Annotated in this window: 15 protein-coding genes and 1 tRNA gene; 11 read left to right on the top strand and 5 right to left on the bottom strand. The window is 44.6% G+C overall.

Annotated elements, in window-relative coordinates:
- Window positions 1–79: 79 nt before the first annotated feature.
- The gene (locus tag QUA03_RS24675) at window positions 80–1,291 is read right to left on the bottom strand and encodes a glycosyltransferase family 2 protein (protein ID WP_333215794.1); all 1,212 of its coding nucleotides are present in this window, start codon (window positions 1,289–1,291) and stop codon (window positions 80–82) included.
- Between the two features lie 123 nt (window positions 1,292–1,414).
- Between QUA03_RS24675 and QUA03_RS24670 the strand changes: the two genes are divergently transcribed.
- The 3 genes from QUA03_RS24670 to glcD all read left to right on the top strand — a co-directional run bounded on the left by QUA03_RS24670 (window position 1,415) and on the right by glcD (window position 4,457).
- Window positions 1,415–1,807 carry a transporter gene (locus QUA03_RS24670; RefSeq protein WP_333215792.1) on the top strand — a complete coding sequence of 131 codons (393 nt, stop codon included), beginning with the start codon at window positions 1,415–1,417 and terminating at the stop codon, window positions 1,805–1,807.
- Window positions 1,808–2,027: 220 nt separating this feature from the next.
- A complete protein-coding gene (locus QUA03_RS24665; RefSeq protein ID WP_333215790.1) occupies window positions 2,028–2,912 on the top strand; it encodes a DUF6671 family protein in 885 nt (294 codons plus the stop codon).
- Window positions 2,913–2,981: 69 nt separating this feature from the next.
- A complete protein-coding gene (gene glcD / locus QUA03_RS24660) occupies window positions 2,982–4,457 on the top strand; it encodes a glycolate oxidase subunit GlcD (RefSeq protein ID WP_333215788.1) in 1,476 nt (491 codons plus the stop codon).
- 204 nt (window positions 4,458–4,661) lie between these two features.
- Here the strand turns inward: glcD and QUA03_RS24655 are convergent, their stop codons facing one another.
- Complete coding sequence (locus tag QUA03_RS24655; RefSeq protein WP_333215786.1) at window positions 4,662–6,479, bottom strand: PAS domain S-box protein; 1,818 nt, start codon at window positions 6,477–6,479, stop codon at window positions 4,662–4,664.
- 549 nt (window positions 6,480–7,028) lie between these two features.
- Between QUA03_RS24655 and purH the strand changes: the two genes are divergently transcribed.
- A complete protein-coding gene (gene purH, locus QUA03_RS24650; protein WP_333215784.1) occupies window positions 7,029–8,576 on the top strand; it encodes a bifunctional phosphoribosylaminoimidazolecarboxamide formyltransferase/IMP cyclohydrolase in 1,548 nt (515 codons plus the stop codon).
- 300 nt (window positions 8,577–8,876) lie between these two features.
- Entirely contained in the window at window positions 8,877–9,809 is a 933-nt protein-coding gene (locus tag QUA03_RS24645) for a 2OG-Fe(II) oxygenase (protein ID WP_333215782.1), read from the top strand.
- A gap of 412 nt (window positions 9,810–10,221) precedes the next feature.
- On the opposite strand, the gene QUA03_RS24640 is transcribed toward QUA03_RS24645, so the two are convergent.
- On the bottom strand, window positions 10,222–11,703 hold the full coding sequence (locus QUA03_RS24640; RefSeq protein ID WP_333215780.1) for an ankyrin repeat domain-containing protein: 1,482 nt from the start codon (window positions 11,701–11,703) through the stop codon (window positions 10,222–10,224).
- Between the two features lie 96 nt (window positions 11,704–11,799).
- Here QUA03_RS24640 and QUA03_RS24635 point away from each other — a divergent pair, with 96 nt between their 5' ends.
- The 3 genes from QUA03_RS24635 to QUA03_RS24625 all read left to right on the top strand — a co-directional run bounded on the left by QUA03_RS24635 (window position 11,800) and on the right by QUA03_RS24625 (window position 13,557).
- Window positions 11,800–12,270 (top strand): DUF4079 domain-containing protein, encoded by a 471-nt coding sequence (locus QUA03_RS24635; protein ID WP_333150537.1) that lies wholly within the window; start codon window positions 11,800–11,802, stop codon window positions 12,268–12,270.
- A gap of 188 nt (window positions 12,271–12,458) precedes the next feature.
- Window positions 12,459–12,941 carry a type II toxin-antitoxin system antitoxin SocA domain-containing protein gene (locus QUA03_RS24630; protein ID WP_333215778.1) on the top strand — a complete coding sequence of 161 codons (483 nt, stop codon included), beginning with the start codon at window positions 12,459–12,461 and terminating at the stop codon, window positions 12,939–12,941.
- A gap of 4 nt (window positions 12,942–12,945) precedes the next feature.
- Complete coding sequence (locus tag QUA03_RS24625; protein WP_333215776.1) at window positions 12,946–13,557, top strand: type II toxin-antitoxin system PemK/MazF family toxin; 612 nt, start codon at window positions 12,946–12,948, stop codon at window positions 13,555–13,557.
- 129 nt (window positions 13,558–13,686) lie between these two features.
- Here QUA03_RS24625 and QUA03_RS24620 read toward each other — a convergent pair.
- Window positions 13,687–13,757 (bottom strand) — tRNA-Cys (locus tag QUA03_RS24620).
- Between the two features lie 176 nt (window positions 13,758–13,933).
- Between QUA03_RS24620 and cpdA the strand changes: the two genes are divergently transcribed.
- The 3 genes from cpdA to QUA03_RS24605 all read left to right on the top strand — a co-directional run bounded on the left by cpdA (window position 13,934) and on the right by QUA03_RS24605 (window position 17,360).
- Window positions 13,934–14,713: a 3',5'-cyclic-AMP phosphodiesterase gene (cpdA, locus tag QUA03_RS24615; RefSeq protein ID WP_333215774.1), complete on the top strand. Its 780-nt coding sequence runs from the start codon at window positions 13,934–13,936 to the stop codon at window positions 14,711–14,713.
- Between the two features lie 189 nt (window positions 14,714–14,902).
- Window positions 14,903–16,381 carry an alpha-amylase gene (locus QUA03_RS24610; RefSeq protein ID WP_333150529.1) on the top strand — a complete coding sequence of 493 codons (1,479 nt, stop codon included), beginning with the start codon at window positions 14,903–14,905 and terminating at the stop codon, window positions 16,379–16,381.
- A 202-nt stretch (window positions 16,382–16,583) separates the two neighbouring features.
- Window positions 16,584–17,360, top strand: coding sequence for an SDR family NAD(P)-dependent oxidoreductase (locus tag QUA03_RS24605; RefSeq protein ID WP_333150527.1), 777 nt, complete (start codon window positions 16,584–16,586; stop codon window positions 17,358–17,360).
- A gap of 208 nt (window positions 17,361–17,568) precedes the next feature.
- Here QUA03_RS24605 and cofG read toward each other — a convergent pair whose 3' ends face one another.
- Window positions 17,569–18,522, bottom strand: a complete 954-nt coding sequence (gene cofG / locus QUA03_RS24600) for a 7,8-didemethyl-8-hydroxy-5-deazariboflavin synthase subunit CofG (RefSeq protein ID WP_333215772.1) — start codon at window positions 18,520–18,522, stop codon at window positions 17,569–17,571.
- Between the last annotated feature and the right edge of the window lie 438 nt (window positions 18,523–18,960).

The following is an 18,960-nucleotide window of genomic DNA, read 5'->3' as shown; positions in this document are numbered from 1 at the left end:
CGCTGGTATTTATAATTATGAACTTTTTTTGAAGACAAACTAGCGCTCGTCTGAGACTTTCGCAAGAGGTCTAATGTTATCACCTACGCTTCAAGCTCAGCACGCTGAGAAAAAAGCTCGACAAAACCATCTGCAAACCGACAGTCAGGCAAGTGAGCGAGGGAATAACCAAACGCAGAGTTTTAGAAGGATCGAGAGTACCGAAAGCCGTTTCGCTCCAGATAGTTAATGACAAGAACGAGCCAACTATTCCGATTAAAATCAGCGTGACTCCGACAATCAATCCTGTCTCTAACGTGACATAGCGAAATATTTTGTTGAGTTTAGGGTCTTCGGGCAGGAATTTCTCGCTGATGGCAAAAATCTTGGTGAAAAAAGCGAAAGTTACTGCTTGAAAACCGATGATAATTGCGATCGCACCATACAGCAGCGTGTGTACATCAAAGCTGATACTCCCAATCTTTTGAGTACCGGGCAACAGCCAAATGCTAACAATTAGACCCCAAATCATCAGCGCAGTACCCGGATACAAAAACAGCCACCGAGGACTGTAAAGCAGCAAAAATCGCAGGTGCCGCCAGCCATCTCGCCAAGTTCGCAAGTGTGGCGGGCGACTTCGGCCGTCGGGAGAAAGTACGGTTGGGATTTCAGTTATCCGCAGCTTGTATACAGAGGCTTTTACCACCATTTCGCTAGCAAATTCCATCCCCGTTGTTTGCAAGTCGAGTTTCAAAATTGAGTCTCTCCTAAAACCCCTGAGTCCGCAGTGAAAATCGCCGACGGGACTTGCAAAAAATAGCCGCCCAACCCATGTCAGCACCGGATTTCCTAAATATTTGTGCAGCGGCGGCATTGCACCCGGTTTGATGCCCCCTTGAAAGCGGTTTCCCATCACTAAGTCGAAACCTTCTCGCAATTTGTTGACAAAAAAGCCGAGGTTGGAAAAATTGTAGCTGTCGTCAGCATCGCCCATGATAATATAAACTCCGCGCGCTGCGATGATGCCTCCCATGAGGGCGCTGCCGTAGCCTTTGGCTGCTACGGGCACAACTCTTGCTCCCATTCTGGTAGCGATAGCTTGAGAACCGTCAGTGCTGCCGTTGTCTGCTATGATGACCTCGCCTGCAATATCAAGTTCGCGCAGGGACTTCTGTGCCTTCTCGATGCAGATTTCTAAAGTTTCTGCTTCGTTCAGACAAGGCATGAGTATGGATAGTTCTAGAGTATATTCTCCGCTTGGGTTGGTCTGCTCTGCCATATATTTGTTCGACTCTCGATCGCGCTCGACCATACTTGATTTTCCCGTATCTCTGCTTAAAATATTAGTGGTGAATAAAACCTAGCAAAACTTAATTAAAGTTTTTCAGGTTTTGGGGAACGACAATTTTTGATTGTACTATAGGTTAGTAAATTTATGAATAGAAGCGTTTTTATGTTATTGCTTGCTGCAATATTGTGCGGCGTCGCAGGTCAATTTAGTCTGAAGGCAGGAGCTAAAATATTAGGGCCCATTGGCGCTGCTAATTTAATAGAAAAAATTATAGCAATGGCTACTCAGCCGTTGATAGTAACTGGTCTTTCTTTGTATGCAATTTCTTCGATCGGCTTTATTGTAGTTTTGTCGCGGGCAAACCTTAGCATAGTCTCGCCTTTACTGTCAATTAGTTACCTATTTACTGTTTTAGGTGGCAAACTGATATTTCACGAGCCTTTGCCGCCGCTGCGGTTGGTAGGCGTGGCGCTAATTATGACAGGAGTAATTTTTGTACTTAGAGGTCAAGCTGGGGGAGTTACTGGAGGCAACTAATACGATTTTAGATTTTAGATTGAAGATTGAAGATTGAAGATTGAAGATTGAAGATTGAAGATTGAAGATTGAAGAATCTTTAATTAAGTCCACAGGTAAATATCATGAATATTTAACTGAGGTCTAAAATTTTTACTCGGAAGTTAAGTCAGGGTTTCTATCGGTTGTGGGGCGGTGGAAAGGGTGTATGTGAGTTTTTTTCCTAAAATGATACTGCTGTATGTCTAATATTTCTGAGCCTGTGAATCCCAATCAATTATTGAGCGATCGCACCGCAGTTCTTGCTACCATGCACGAAAAAGAACGGGTAATGGCTCCAGTTTTGAAACGAGAATTAGGCGTAAATATCCTAGTACCTGCGGAGCTTGACACTGACACTTTTGGCACCTTCACCAGAGAAGTTAAACGCTTAGGAACACAAATAGAAGCTGCTCGCCATAAAGCACGAAAAGCCCTAGAAATTGCGGGCGAAACTCTTGCCTTTGCTAGCGAAGGTACTTTCGGCCCTCACCCAATGATGCCGTATTTGCCAGCTAACAGAGAAATAGTAATTTTATTAGATCGAGCCAACAATCTAGAACTCATCGGCGACTCTTTCTCCGTTGAAACTAACTACAGTCACCAGTTAGTTTCCAGTATAGAAGAAGCAGATGATTTTGCTAAAAAAGCTGGATTTCCCGAACACGCACTGGTGGTTATAGTTGGCGATGCTGCGCTCGGTAACGGCGAAATTGTCAAGGGCATTGGGACAGAAAAACAATTTTTCGACGCTGTGACAGCAGGCTTAAAAAACTCGTCAACCGGCCGAGTTCACATCGAAACAGATATGCGGGCGATGTACAATCCAACTCGGATGAAAAACATCGAAAATGCAACTCTCGATTTAGTTAAAAAATTTAAGCAATTCTGCCCGGAGTGCGGTTGGCCGGGATTCGATATTGCTGAGATGAAAATCGGATTGCCCTGCGGACTTTGCTATTTTCCGACTCAGCTAGCGCGATCGGCAATCTATAAATGCAAAAACTGCGGTTATACTAAAGAAAAACTATTTCCCGACGGTCGAGAGACTGCCGATCCTTCCCTGTGTCAATATTGCAACCCTTAGAAAAATAATTGCACAAAAATAGTAAAGTTTGCAACAATATTATTGATAGTTCCCTAATTAAATTCACTAATGATAGCCATAGAAACAGAACGCAATTGGAAACCCGTTATTAAAGAATTTGAGGCTGTAGTCGGCAAAAATGGCGTGGTGCAGCGCCGCGAAGAATTGATTGTCTACGAGTGCGACGGACTCGCCAGCTACCGCCAGCGCCCCGCCCTGGTGGTATTGCCTCGAACTACGGAGGAAGTGGCGCAAGTGGTCAAAATATGCGATCGCAACTCAATTCCCTGGGTGGCTAGAGGGGCAGGAACCGGCCTTTCCGGCGGCGCTTTGCCTGTAGAAAACTGCGTGCTGATTGTCACTGCCCTAATGCGAAAAATCCTGAAAGTAGACTTAGAAAATCAGCAAGTAGTCGTGCAACCGGGAGTAATTAATAACTGGGTAACGCAAGCAGTTAGCGGCGCCGGTTTCTACTACGCGCCAGATCCTTCCAGCCAAATTGTTTGTTCAATTGGCGGCAACGTTGCCGAAAATTCTGGCGGTGTTCACTGCCTCAAATACGGAGTCACAACAAATCACGTTTTAGGATTAAAATTGGTCCTTCCCGACGGTTCCATTGTCGATGTCGGTGGCGAAATTTCCGAAATGCCCGGTTACGATTTAACTGGTGTATTTGTCGGTTCCGAAGGCACTTTAGGAATCGCCACAGAAGTTACTTTGCGAATTCTCAAAGCGCCGGAATCGATTTGCGTTCTCCTAGCGGATTTTTCCAGTATAGAAGCAGCGGGCGAATCAGTTTCCGATATTATCAGCGCTGGCATTATTCCCGGTGGCATGGAAATCATGGATAACATCAGCATCAATGCTGTGGAAGATGTGGTGGCAACTGGATGTTATCCCCGCGATGCGGCGGCAATTCTCCTCGTAGAAATTGACGGTTTAGAAGTGGAAGTTGCCACAAATAAACAGCGAATTGCTGATATTTGCAAGCATAACGGAGCGCGAAATATCACCACGGCAACCGACCCGGAAACGCGCCTAAAAATTTGGAAAGGACGGAAAGCTGCTTTTGCGGCGGCGGGTCATCTCAGCCCGGATTATTATGTGCAAGACGGCGTAATTCCGCGAACGCAAATGGCTTATGTTTTGAAAGAAATTGAGGCTTTGAGCGAGAAATACGGTTATCGGATTGCTAATGTTTTTCACGCGGGAGACGGGAATTTGCACCCGCTGATTCTGTACGATAACTCGGTAAAAGGTGCGCTGGAAAAGGTGGAAGAATTGGGCGGGGAAATTCTTAGGCTTTGCGTGAAAGTTGGGGGAAGTCTTTCGGGGGAACACGGCATCGGTGCTGATAAGAAGTGTTTTATGCCGGATATGTTTTCGGAGGTAGATTTGGAGACGATGCAGTGGGTGCGTCAGGTGTTTAATCCGAAAGGTTTGGCGAATCCTGGGAAGATGTTTCCGACGCCGAAGACTTGCGGGGAAGCGGCGAGGGCTAAGGTTGAAACTTTTAAGAAGTTGGAAGGTGCGGAGGTTTTTTAATTCCCTATTTATGGGGGTAAGGTGAGCCGAAAAGCACCTGATAATTGTCTCTACAATGGGGATGCAAAGCCTCTAAGTATGCGTTCGCAGCCAGATCCTGGTAACGATAAAAAACGATTTTTATCGTTTTTTACGAGTGCGAGATTTCCGCTCGCTTGCTTGCCTATATATCACGTTGGTAAGGTGCAGATTGCACATTCCGCGCTAATGTGTGATCGGCATTTTGATAGTAAATTCCGTACCCTTGCCCAATTCCGAAGCACAATATAATTCGCCTTTGTGTTTTTCTACAATAATTTGATAGCTAATTGACAAACCCATTCCCGTGCCTTTGCCAATGGGCTTGGTAGTAAAAAAGGTATCAAATATGCGCTGTTTGACTTCCTCCGTTATTCCCGGGCCATTGTCGGAAATTTTTATTTCTACAAAATTGCCGACAACTTCCGTACAAATCCTAATCTGGCTGGGATTTTCTAGCATTTCTTGACAACTTTGCCTACTGTTCGCATCTTCTAAAGCATCGATCGCATTGCTGAGAATATTCATAAAAACTTGATTTATCGGTCCAGCAAAACACTCAACATTCGGCAATTCTCCGTATTGTTTTACGATTTGAATTGGCTGCTTTTCTCCGTTCCCTTTCAAACGGTGATTGAGAATTAACAGCGTGCTGTCAATACCTGCGTGGAGGTTAACGGGTTTCATCTGTGCATCGTCGTGCCGCGAAAAGTTTCGCAGCGACTGCACAATCTGGCAAATGCGATCGACACCAACGCTCATTGAAGATAGTATTTTAGGTAAATCTTCAGCTAAAAAATCGAGATCATTTTTTTCTCTTTCCTCTTGAATTTCAGCAACTGGATTAGGATAGTGCTGTTGATAAAGTTCGAGGTGGTGAAACAAGTCTTGAGTATAATTTGTGAGATGAGCGAGATTGCCGTAAATGAAGCTGACTGGGTTGTTAATTTCGTGAGCGACTCCAGCAATTAGCAATCCCAAACTCGACATTTTTTCGCTTTGAACTAATTGGGAATGAGTGGCTTTGAGTTCGTCCAGGGCCGCTGCTAGTTGAGCTGCTTGTTCTCGGCTTTGTGCTTCGGAATTATGCAATGCTTCTGCGGCTTGTTTGCTGTGGGTGATGTCTCTCTGTACGCCGATAAAATGAGTTAATTTACCCGTTCTATCGCGCACGGGAGATATTGAGAAACAATTCCAGAAAGCGGTTCCGTCTTTGCGGTAATTCTTTAATATTACCTTGCATTCGCTTTCTGCTTGCAAGGCTTGGCGAATTATTTCTACTGCCGCCGGGTCGGTATCGCTTCCGTGCAAAAATCGGCCGTTTTTTCCGATAATTTCCTGCCGCCGATAACCTGTCATACTTTCAAATGCGGGATTGCAATAAATAATTGGATTTTCGGGGTCAGTGGCATCAGAAATCGTAACTCCGGTGCTAGTAGCTGCTATAGCTCGATCGTACAACCAAAGCATTTCTTCTGCGCGCTTGCGATCGGTAATGTCCCGTAGCGTAGCTAAATAAGCCATTTCTCCATCCCATTCCGTTTCCACCACCCGCATTTCTACTACAGCATTTGCTTTTTGCTTGCGAATAGCTTCAACTTCTGTTTGCACGACGCGAGTTCCTGGTGCTTCTGTTTTTCCAACTTGGGGAATAATATCCGTCGCCATCTCAAGGTCGCAAGCTGAAACTTCTACTACTAAATTGCCAAAAAATGCTTGCCCTAAAAGTTCCTCTGCTTTGCAGTTAAACAGCGCTTCTGCTGACGGGTTGGCAAAACATACAAGTCCTCGCTTGTTAACGATTGCGATGCCGTCGGCATTTTTTTCGATGACATTCCGAAACCGAGATTCGCTAGCTTTCAAATCCTGCTTTAGCTGTTCCATTGCTCGCTCCATCTGTTGCATTTCGCACAGACTAAGACTATAAGCTTCGGAAATATTGGCCTCGGTCGAATTCTCGGCTCTTTTTTTTGCCATCTGTTGGTAGCCTGTTCTATTGGTCATATTGTGATCAGTTTTTTTATGATTCCTGCTAATATTACTGAGCTTATTTTCTGGATCTGCTTCTTGAAAAAACATATTTCAGCCCTACCAAATTGTTGTTTAGATTAAGGTGTTGCGATCGCCCAATTTTTCGGGAAATTTAGGGAGAGAGCAATTTACACCCGATGCTAGCACATTACTTTTAGAATTCATCATAAAACATCGTTAAAATTCAAGAGCATCGCCATAGATTTATCTATTAAGTTTTATTAAGTAATTTCACCAACATTGACACTTACGTAGCGACATGAACTGTACAAGCTGAATATGGCTTCAATCCCCCTCGCACTCACAAAATAACCAGTTCCACGCGCAAGTTATACATATTTAGAAGCCACTGGTCAGTATAAAATATTATATAGGTTTGACAAAAAATATGGTTTAAAATAAGCGAACTCATCTTTAAATTATTAAAAATAATCATAATTAGCCATTACCAAATCATCTCCCTGCGGGCAGATGTGATATAGAATATAACCTATCTATTTTTGCGATCGCAACTTCAAACCAATGGCACGTCTAGCACTTTTGAGCACATCCAATAAAACCGGACTAATCGACTTAGCGCGCAGTCTAGTAGAAGAATTTGAATTTGACATAATTAGTAGTGGCGGGACAGCAACGGCCCTCAAAGAAGCAGGCATCCCAGTGACCAAAGTTGCGGAATATACTGGTTCCCCCGAAATTTTGGGAGGGCGAGTCAAAACACTTCACCCGCGAATCCACGGCGGCATTTTAGCACGCCGCGATGTACCGGAAGACCTCGCAGATTTAACCGCAAATCAAATTCGGGCGATCGATCTAGTTGTAGTCAATTTGTATCCATTTGAAGAGACAATTTCTAAACCAGGAGTTACTCTAGCCGACGCAATTGAGCAGATAGATATCGGCGGGCCAGCAATGTTGAGAGCTTCCGCCAAAAACCACGCTCATTTGACAGTTTTGTGCGACCCAAAACAGTACAATACTTATTTAAAAGAACTGCGGGAGAATGGCGGCGCAGCATCCTTAGAGTTTCGGCAAAGATGCGCCCTAGAAACATTCAAACATACAGCCAACTACGATCGCGCTATCGCAAATTATCTCAGCAGCAGCCAATCCGCTGAAGAATCTTCGCTACCAGACGAGTTTAATTTATCAGGAAAAGAGTTGCAAACTCTGCGCTACGGCGAAAATCCTCATCAAGCCGCCACCTGGTATCAAAGCGGAACTACACCCACAGGCTGGACGACTAGCACCATCCTGCAAGGCAAAGAATTAAGCTACAATAATTTAGTAGATTTAGAAGCAGCAAGGCGGCTAATCGTAGAATTCCCCGACACACCCGCGGCCGCTATTCTGAAGCATACAAATCCTTGCGGTACAGCCTTGGGAACAACTATTTCTGAAGCTTATCAAAAAGCCTTTGATACCGATTCAGTCTCAGCTTTCGGCGGCATTGTCGCCCTCAATCGCCCCATTGATGCTGCTACCGCAACGGCGTTAACTCAAACATTTTTAGAATGTATTGTCGCGCCGGGGTGCGAACCCGAAGCCGAACAAATTATCAAGAAAAAGGCGAAAGTTCGAGTATTAATTTTGCCAGATTTGACTCAAGGGCCACCACAAACTGTTAAAGTTATTGCAGGCGGTTTGCTGGTGCAAGACTCAGATAATATAGTAGAAGAAACTAGCAAATGGCGGATTGTTACTGAGAAACAGCCGACAGCCCAAGAGTTGGAAGAATTGCTGTTTGCTTGGAAAGTAGCGAAACACGTCAAATCAAATGCGATTGTTGTGACGCGCGATCGTACTACAATCGGTGTCGGCGCCGGACAAATGAATCGCGTCGGCTCAGTTAAACTAGCATTGGAACAAGCAGGAGACAAGAGCCAAGGAGCTATTTTAGCCAGCGACGGTTTCTTCCCCTTCGACGATTCAGTCAAAACTGCGGCTGAGGCGGGCATAATTGCGATCGTGCAACCGGGCGGAAGTATGCGCGATCAAGATTCCATTCAAGCCGCCAACCAACTTGGAATCACAATGGTTTTCACCGACATCCGCCACTTCTTGCATTAGGAATAATACCTAAAGCAATTCTCAATTGTGTATTTTATTGTAGGGAGACAATAGTGTTTATTGGTCTTAACTTAAGGCGGAAATTCTTTGGATCTCTGGTTTTACTCTAAGTCTCGATCCCCCTAAATCCCCCTTAAGAAGGGGGACTTTGAGAAAACCCCTGTCCCCCCCTTTTTAATGGGAATTTAGACACTCTTGTCCCCCCCTTTTTTAAGGGGGGTTAGGGGGGATCTGGAAGGCTATGACACCAATCAACACTGTTATGTCGTACCAAATTCCCAGTTGCATCCTTCAAAAATTATGACTTACACTCAACCGCAAATTAAACCCCAAGACATAAAAGTCAAAATCCTGCTCACCGGGGGACATCAATGCACCGTCACCCTTAAATCTGATACACCATTATTGCACAGCCTTGTCAAAACATTAGTCGATCGCACCCAACAAACACTCAGTTTTTCGCCCTTATTTCAAATCCCCATAGACGACGGGCGTTCCACCCTTTTTTTTCCAGGCGAACACCTAGTGGGATTAGTCACCGAACCCCCAATTTACTTGCAGCAACTGGAACCGCAGCAGCCTGCAACTCCTGTAGAAATTCCCGCCACAGAAATTCCCGCCCCTGCGCCGCCTGTAAATGACGATTTAATATCTCGCTACGCCCAAATAGACAACTTTTTGACACCCGCAGAAAAAAACAAACTCCTTAAATATGTCTTAGCCAAAGAATCAGAATTTGTGAGTACCAGCACCTCAACCAATGCCGAAGATTACCGCCGTTCGATGGTACTCCACTCGTTCCCCGAATTTTCGGAACTGATGGTTAATCGCATCAAAGCAATTCTCCCCGACGTGCTAAAAAGTTTAAATATTCCGTCATTTTCCCTGGGTGAGATAGAAGCTCAGTTAACCATGCACAATGACAACAACTTTTATAAACTTCACAACGACAGTGGCTCGCCAGATACTGCCAGCCGATTTTTTACTTACGTTTACTATTTCTATCGAGAACCCAAGGCTTTTTCAGGTGGCGAGTTGCAGATTTATGACAGCAAAATCGAGAACAATTTTTATGTGGCGGACAAGACATTCCGAACCGTTGAACCTCGCAATAATAGCATCGTATTTTTTCTGAGTCGCTATATGCACGAAGTTTTGCGAGTTAGCTGTCCCTCAAAAGCTTTTGCTGATAGCCGCTTTACTATTAACGGCTGGGTACGTAAAGCAAATTGAGGTTAATATCATGTCGGGTCGAGCTACCGCGATTTTTGTAGGGGCGGGTTCCACCAACCATAATCGCCAATAATTGACAATCTCAAAAACCCGCCCGACCGGGATATTATGGTTAATCGATCGGACATGATATAATTCATTGTCCGGGACGCACTAATCACCTAATTATGTCATTCTGAGTGAAGCGAAGAATCTCAAATTATTGCCACACCATTACAATGGGTAAGTCCCGATATCTGATACCAATTTCATAAAGTTATGCTACATAGAAAGTTTTACTCCCCCCCTTAATAAGGGGGGGTTGGGGGGGGTAGATATGTAGCGCTATTTTATGAATTTGGTAGGAGATTCTTCACTTCCCAAAGCCTACCCTCAGAATTACAGAATTACCTTACTCAAAACTATTTCATTCTTACTCCAGTGCTCCAGCACTTTTGAGCAATTTGACCACACTGGAATAACCCTTAAACTCAGCCAGCATTAAAGCTGTATAATTTCCCGGATTTTTGTGGTTTAGTTCTGAACCAGCCTCAATTAAAATCTTTACTGCATCAGGATAACCCCGATGTGCAGCCCACATTAAAGCGGTTGCGCCCGAATCATCCAGCAAGTTGACATCGGCACCTTTTTCGACTAATAATTGGACGATCGCCACATAACCGCGATCGCACGCCTTCATTAAAGCCGTTTTCCCCAAATCCGCCGGGACATTGGGATCAGCACCGCCGTCAAGCAAAGCCTTCACAGTCTCGGTATGTCCGTGAAACGCAGCAAGCGTCAAAGCCGTCTCCCCAAAGTTTTTCGCATTCAGAAACTCATCCCGATTTGAGTTTACTTTTTGCAGCAAAGCCGATACGATCGCACTATGGCCGTGAACAGCCGCCACCAGTAAAGGCGTATCGCCCAACCGATTTCTAGCACCGACACTAGCACCTCGGTTTAAGAGCAATTCCACTACATCTTCGCAGCCTTCCACCACCGCAAAATTCAAAGCAGTTTCATCATCTTTATCCTTAGCGTTGATATCGGCGCCACCATCGAGTAAGATATGGGCGATCGCCGCATTTCCACCAGCAGCAGCCGCCATCAAAGCCGTGCCCCCATCTCCATTTTTCACATTCGCATTAGCACCCGCACCAAGCAAAGTTTGCACCACATCAGTATTGCCGGCATCCGCAGCCAAAGTTAAAGCAGTTTCGCCGTTTTTGTCGGGAATTTCGACATCAGCACCCGCAGCCAACAGCGCCTCGACAACAGCCAAATTTCCCGCCGTCGCAGCCAGCATCAAAGCAGTTTTGCTCTCTAGATTTTTAACATTAGCATCCGTCCCACAATTGAGCAAAATTCGCACAATTTCAGCGCTTCCTTGACGGACAGCTAAAAACAGCATAGAATTGTCAGCAACAGCACCCGCATCCACCAAAGCTTTAACAACAGCTTGATGACCGGATAAAGCAGCCATTTTCAAAGCTGAATCTCCATCTTTATCACGCACATTTACATCAGCATTAGCATCAAGTAACATCTGCACAACATTGATATCACCCTTGAGAGAAGCCGCCATCAAAGCTGTACTTCCATCATCATTTTTAGCATTAACATCAGCACCCGCAGCCAGCAACAGCCGCACAGAGTCAGCCTGTTTGTGAGCCGCCGCCAGCATCAAAGCCGTTAGCCCAAAACGCCTGCTCACCTGGTTGACATTAGCGTCATTGTTTAGTAGAGTACGCACGATTTCTGTATAGCCCTTTTGGGCAGCAAACATCAAAGCCGTCGTCCCCTCAGAGTCTTTGGCGTTAGCGTCAACTCCCTTAGCGAGTAAAGCTTGGACGTGAATAATGTTGCCAGTCTTGGCGGCTTGAATCAATACAGCGTCTTGTTTAGTGGCAGGCATAATAGTCTCTCATACCGTATATTTTTACCGTCGCACGAGACGGCCTGACTGGTATGCTAAGTTTTATGAAGTATGTTTGCTAATCCTCAGAACACTATGAATCTCGAAATTCCTCAGTCAGTGAAAGTTTGGAGCCAATTCTTCCACCCAGTTTTAATGTGGGTACTGCTGGCCATCTCATTTTATGCTTTGTATCTCGGCTTGCAAATCCGCCGTACCAGAAGTGCGGAAGGCGAAGTCAAAAAAGAGTTAATTAAGGGTAAATTCAACATCAAGCATCACCAGATGGGTTCTTTGCTGCTAGCCTTGATGGTAACGGGTGCAGTCGGCGGAATGGCCGTCACCTACATCAACAACGGCAAGCTATTTGTCGGGCCGCACTTGCTAGCAGGGTTGGGAATGATGTCAATAATTGCGATCGCAGCATCGCTGACTCCTTTGATGCAAAAAGGCAATGATTGGGCGAGAAACGCTCACATCTTTCTGAATGTTGTGCTCTTGGGGCTGTTTGGCTGGCAAGCGGTATCAGGCGTGGAAATCCTGCAAAGAATTATCAGCAAAATGTGATAATTTGGGTAAGATTGCTAATTGCTAATTGCTTTAGGGCGATTAGTGATTAGCAATTAAATTGTGATAACTTTTAGTTGTTTAATAGCCAAGCTTTCCTTGGGATGATATAATAGGCTAAAGTTAAACTGAGCGAACAAATTATAAGATTAATCAGGGAGCTTTTTGAAATCAAAAGAATTAAAGCTATGCTAGAAAACCTGATCAAATACTTTGTCTACGCAACAAAAGGCTATATTACAAAAACGCAGTTAATCAAGTTTTTGTATTTGGCCGATCTTTATGCGGTCAAATGGACAGACAAGCAGCTTACTGATTTAGATTGGCGTTATTATCACTATGGGCCTTGGAACGAAGGCATAGACGCTGCTTTAAATCAAATGAATGGCAAAGAGATTGTTCAAGAATCTCAGGGAGAAAGTATATTCATCAGACTTGGTGAGGGAGCTGGTAATGTGGATGATTTAAAGTTACCTTTAGGTCTGAAGCTAATGCTTGACAACATCAGGAGAGAATGGGTCGGGGCAGGAGAGGATAAACTGAATCAGTTACTAGAATATGTCTATAGCACTGCTCCCATGCTTGAGGTTAAATATAGCCACGAACCAGAGGAACAGGTGAGACTTAATCTGTACAAAGAAAGAGAAAAGTTAATGAGTGAATTGGGGTGAGCGAGTGGCTGGACAAAAACCGCGTCAAGGTTGGATTTATTTTATCAATCCCTATAGAGTATCTCTTCGTTGCAAACTCGGTCATGATCATATTTATGAGATAAATGAACCAGGGGAGATTGAGTGCAAGACAATTTCTTGCACTCAGGTGATTAATTCGAGTCGGGTTTTTCGGGGAGAGCATCCTTATATCGTTTGGACAAGTGACCAATTTCAAGATGAATCTAAATACATCCAAACTTTGACGCTGATTCCGTTGACTTCACAAGAAACCTATAAAGGTTTGCCAACTGTATATCCGATTAATTCTACAAGCACAAATAGTCTTCCTAATAATTCCTTTGCTTTAGTGCATCAGATATGTACTGTTGATGCTAACTGTTTTAAAGATTCGCAAGGGGATTGGCTTAAGCGACTTGCACAACTGGATAAAGCAGATAAGGAAGCTATAGAGGAACGTTTAAAGTATTTTTTTAATCTTGGGGATAATCCGAGTGAAGATTGGTTTATTAAAAATGCGTCTATAGAACTTTTGCAGAAAGTGTTTAATCTTCTACCGGATGAAACCACAAAAAGTATGGCTATAGAAAAACTGATCGACGATTTGCGATCGTAGTCAATGAGTAGTAATATATCGTAGGGATCAAGAAGGTTTTTTCAGTGGACTTGAGCACTCTCGCTATATCCTGTTAACCTTCTCGATCGCCCAAACGGCATCTTAGCCCCATCTAACAAAAATCAAAAAAGGCGGCACCCAGATTTGAACTGGGGGTGGAGGTTTTGCAGACCTCTGCCTTACCACTTGGCTATGCCGCCGTCACGTCGGAAATTTGACGTTTTCTTATAGTACACCAAATCTCGAAAATTTTAACATACCGGTCAAAAATTTCGTAAAGCGCAGCTATCCCGTAGGGAATCGCCCTTTTTTCCCATATCCCCAAAACCCATCCGAGGCTATTCTAGAACTACATCGATCGCCCGCAACACCAGCCATGACAACAGTTTCTCCCCTACTCGTCGCCCAAATCACCGACACTCACTTGTTTGCAGAGATCGATCGAGAATGGAAAGGCCTCTCAACAACCCGCACCCTCCAAGCAGTTCTCGATCGCTTGCAACAGATACAGCCGCCGCCAGACTTACTCCTACTCACAGGCGACTTGTCCCAAGACGAAACACCCGAATCCTACCAGCGCCTCGTCTCCCTCATCGCCCCCCTCGGAATTCCCGCCTACTGGATACCTGGGAACCACGACAACATCCCTGTCATGGCAGAAATCTTAAATCAGTCGCCTCTTTCCCCAGAAAAATCATGGATGCTAGGAAACTGGCAATTTCTATTACTTTCAAGTGTGGAAGCCGGATGCGACGGCGGGCGGCTTTCCCCAGAAAGCTTGCATTGGCTAGACTCTCAACTGCAAGAAACGGGCGATCGACCTGTTATCATTGCCTTACACCATCATCCTTTGCCGATCGACTCTGAAATAATGGATGGAATGATGCTGCACAATGCCGATGAATTTTTGGCAATTGTCGATCGATATCCTCAAATCAAAATAGTCCTCTGCGGCCACATTCACCAAGAATTTCAACAACAGCGTGGCTCAGTTACCTACTTGGGGACACCCAGCACCTGCATCCAACTTTTACCCAAAAGCCATCCGATTATACTTGACGAAATCCCGCCGGGATTTAGATTGCTTGAATTGGCGATCGACGGTACTTGGAACACCAGAGTTGAGCGAGTTGCTGCAAAGTCGCCACCAAATTAATATTTTTTAGTCTGCCTAAATTTATTATCAAATTTACATTCTGTTGTCAATACATCAACAGATAGATTGTTTTTAGCAGCCCCATCTTTTATGATATTTATTAACCATAGATTGCAGACATACGTAAACTAGCGAGCTACGAACATAAATGTCGATCGCAATTTAAAAAAAACAGGAAAAACTAAATATATGTCTCAACTCAATGGCGTGATGATGCAGTATTTCCACTGGTACAGCCCCGACGACGGCAGCCTGTGGAATCAGCTAGCGAAATCGGCAAAAGATTTAGCCAAAATAGGCGTTACATCGCTGTGGTTGCCGCCAGCCTATAAAGGAACCGGCGGCGGTATGGATGTGGGTTACGGCGTCTACGACTTATTCGATTTAGGCGAGTTCGACCAAAAAGGGTCGGTACGCACTAAATACGGCACAAAAGATGAATATTTGGCCGCGATTAAAGCTGCCCAAGATGCAGGAATTCGGATTTATGCCGATGTTGTCTTTAACCACAAATTAGGTGCCGATGCAGAAGAAGAAGCCGAAGCCACGCCCTTCCATCCCGACAACCGGAATGACACCGTAGGCGAATATCAAAAAATCAAAGCTTGGACGCATTTTACCTTCCCCGGACGCGACCAAAAATATTCTAGTATGGAGTGGCATTGGTGGCATTTTGATGCCATTGATTACAACGTTTACAACACAGAAACCCATGCCGTTTACTTGCTAAAAGGCAAAGAATTCGATCGAGGAGTAGACTTAGAAAAAGGTAATTTTGACTACCTCATGGGTTGCGATTTAGATATGGACAACCCAGAAGTCAGCGGGGAGTTGAAATACTGGGGTGAGTGGTATGTCGATACAACAAACGTTGACGGCTTTCGCTTCGATGCCGTCAAACACGTTAAAGCAGAATTTTTCCAAGAATGGTTGGAACACGTTCGCCACTATGCCCAACGCGACCTATTTGCCGTCGGTGAATATTGGTCTTACGAAGTGGAAGCTTTGCACTACTTCATCCAAGCAACGGATGGTAAAGTCTCCTTATTTGACGCACCCCTCCATTACAACTTCCACGCTGCTAGCAAAGCCGGCAATAGCTACGACTTGCGAACAATTTTTGATAACACCCTCGTCCAACAGCAACCAACCCTCGCCGTTACCTTGGTTGACAACCATGATTCTCAACCATTACAATCCCTAGAATCTGTTGTCGAGGCTTGGTTTAAACCTCTTGCCTACGCTTTAATCTTGCTACGAAGCGAAGGATATCCGTGCATTTTTTACCCGGACTATTATGGCGCCAACTATAAGGATACAGCAAACGATGGCAACGAATACGAGATTTGGTTAGATAAACATCAGTTTATTCTCGATAAATTCTTGTTAGCGCGCCAAACTTATTCCTACGGCAATCAGTACGATTACTTCGACCACGCCAACACTATTGGCTGGACGCGACTCGGAGATGAAGAACATCCGGGCGGCATGGCTGTGGTACTCAGTAACGGAGGCGATGGCACTAAGTTTATGGAAGTCGGACAACCGAATCGAACTTATATTGACATCACCGAACACATCAAAGAATCAATCACAACTAATGACGATGGTTGGGCTGATTTTAGGTGTAACGCCGGTTCTGTTTCGGTCTGGGTGCCACAGCCGTAAGGACTACGTTAAAATTGACGTAATCCTCTGCCTAAAGTAGGGTGTGCAGTGCACACCTTACCGCTATAATTATTACCTTAAACCATTTTTAACTTGCATGATTTTGATGAAAGAAACTTGTTTGTAGTGAGGACTAAACTCCTCTCTCTAGTATTATTTTTATGCTATGCGATCGCCCAAAAAAATATTTATCTAAAAAAATATGAAACTTTCAGAAAAAGTTGCAGTTATTACCGGCGGTGGGTCGGGAATTGGTCATGCAGCAGCAATTTTAATGGCCAAGGAAGGCGCCAAAGTTGCTATTATCGATCACATTTTGGAAACGGGGCAAGAAACCGTCCGGCAGTTGGTCAATGAAGGAGGCTGCGGGCTGGCTATTGCCGCAGATGTTGGGGATTCTCAGCAAATGCAACAAGCTTTTCAAACAATTTTTGACAAATATCAAAGAATTGATATTGTGTTTGCAAATGCTGGTATTAACGGTGTATGGTCGCCGATAGAGGAGATAGAACCCGATGAGTGGGATCGGACAATTAATACCAACCTCAGAGGAACATTTTTGACTGTTAAGTATGCTATTCCTCATCTGAAAAAACAAGGAGGTTCGATTGTCATTACATCATCAATTAATGGCACCAGAAGTTTCAGGAAAGTTGGTGCCACGGCCTACGCTTGTTCAAAAGCTGCCCAAGTAGCCTTTGCAAAAATGCTGGCGCTAGAACTCGCAGCCTGCCAAATTAGAGTCAATGTGATCTGTCCGGGCGGGGTGCTAACTGCCATTGAGGAAAGCACTGTTAAGCGCCATCTCGATCGCATTCCAGTCCCGCCTGATTCCATTCAAGACATGATTCCTTTGACGGATAATACGGCAGGTTCTAGCGAAGAAGTCGCTCAATTAGTGTTATTTCTGGTATCACATTCCTCCAGCTTCATCACAGGTACTGAAGTCTGGATTGATGGTGGCGGTTCTTTGATTTAAAATCTCTATAGCAGCAATTTAAAGAATCTTGCTACCAATTACCCATCTTCAATCTAAAATCTAAAATCGATTGACTGACTATCAAGCAATTTGGTCACAAGCCCCTGGATTTATCACTAGGCTCAATTCTTCAATCTAAAATCTAAAATCTAAAATCTAAAATCGATACTAGGCTCAATTATTCAATCTAAAATCTAAAATCTAAAATCTAAAATCGATTGACTCTCCTTTGTTTAACAGCACTTTGCAATGTCTGGGGCAGCCACTTATCGTACTGAGGATAAACAGGCAAACGCTGCACGATTTGCCATCCCGATGCTGCTAAAATTTCTGTTAAAGTTTGGTGTTGCAGGTGAGGATAATCGGGATTAACTTCATCCCGCGGCCCAATTCCTCCTAAATCTCTAGCACCTGCTTCTAAACAAGCCAGCAATATCTCTGGCTGTGCAACTAAATTCGGGGGAATTTGCAGCCTGATTTCAAATGGTAAAATACTGCGGGCGATCGCAATTACTTCGGGCATTTTTGTAGCATCAAAAACTTCACCCTCCCAACTTTGCTGATTTCCCGGACTGTGTGGCTGGAGGATAACTTCTTGAATGTGATTGTAACGCGAATGAATCCGGGCGATCGCCTCTAATGTCTCCACGCAATCGGCCGAACTTTCCCCAATTCCCAGCAGCAAACCAGTTGTAAACGGAATCTTCAATTCCCCAGCCCATTCTAACTGTTGCAGCCGCAACGCCGGCACTTTACTCGGTGCGTGTCGGTGAACCGTTTGTAACAAATGTGGGGCAAGCTGTTCTAGCATCAGCCCCATCGATACATTTACCTCTTTTAACAGTGCCATCTCCTCAAAGCTGAGCGGCCCCACATTAGTATGCGGCAAAAATCCCAGAGCAAGTGCTAGTTCGCACAAATCGTAAATCCGCTGCAACCAAGCTTTTCGGCGTTGACTGTGAGGATGTACCTCGCCGCTGAGGATGAGAATTTCAATTACACCTTGACTTTGCAGCAAGTTGAGCTGTTTTTCGGCTTCTGCGAGTGTTAGCCAAGGACTTTGCAGCGGTTCTGCCCGAAAATTGCAATAAGTGCAGCGGTTATAACACTCGTAAGTGGGAACCAGAGTATAAGCAGGGCTGTAGGTGACGGTGCGGGACATTCCTTGGGACTTTTATCGATCGGACTTACGCAACAACATATATCTGTGCAGTGCGAGTTTTGCGGTTGGCGATCGCCACCCTTCATCTATCTTAACACTGACGCCCGTCCCGAATCTCGTTGCCCCGGTAGATTATGAGTATTCTTCCTTTGTGGGCGATCGTCCACTAATTCCGCATTCAGCTTTTCAACTCCTTATATAGCAAGCCTTCTGGCTTTTAAAAATCATAATTTATGACACATATAAGAAAAACTGTTCTTAAAAGGCCTTTACAAACTGAAATAAAAGCTTTATGTTTATTTACATGGCGGAACACAAAGCCGTCACGAACATTGAAAACCAAATAAAGCAATCATAAACAAATGACAACAACCTTACAGCAGCGCGAAAGCGCCAACGTCTGGGAACGCTTTTGTGAGTGGGTAACATCAACCGACA

Source organism: Microcoleus sp. S36b_A4 (genome assembly GCF_036700645.1).
Lineage (GTDB): Bacteria > Cyanobacteriota > Cyanobacteriia > Cyanobacteriales > Microcoleaceae > Microcoleus.
The sequence above is the reverse complement of the archived record's forward strand: the minus strand, read 5'-3'. Positions and strand labels throughout refer to the sequence as shown.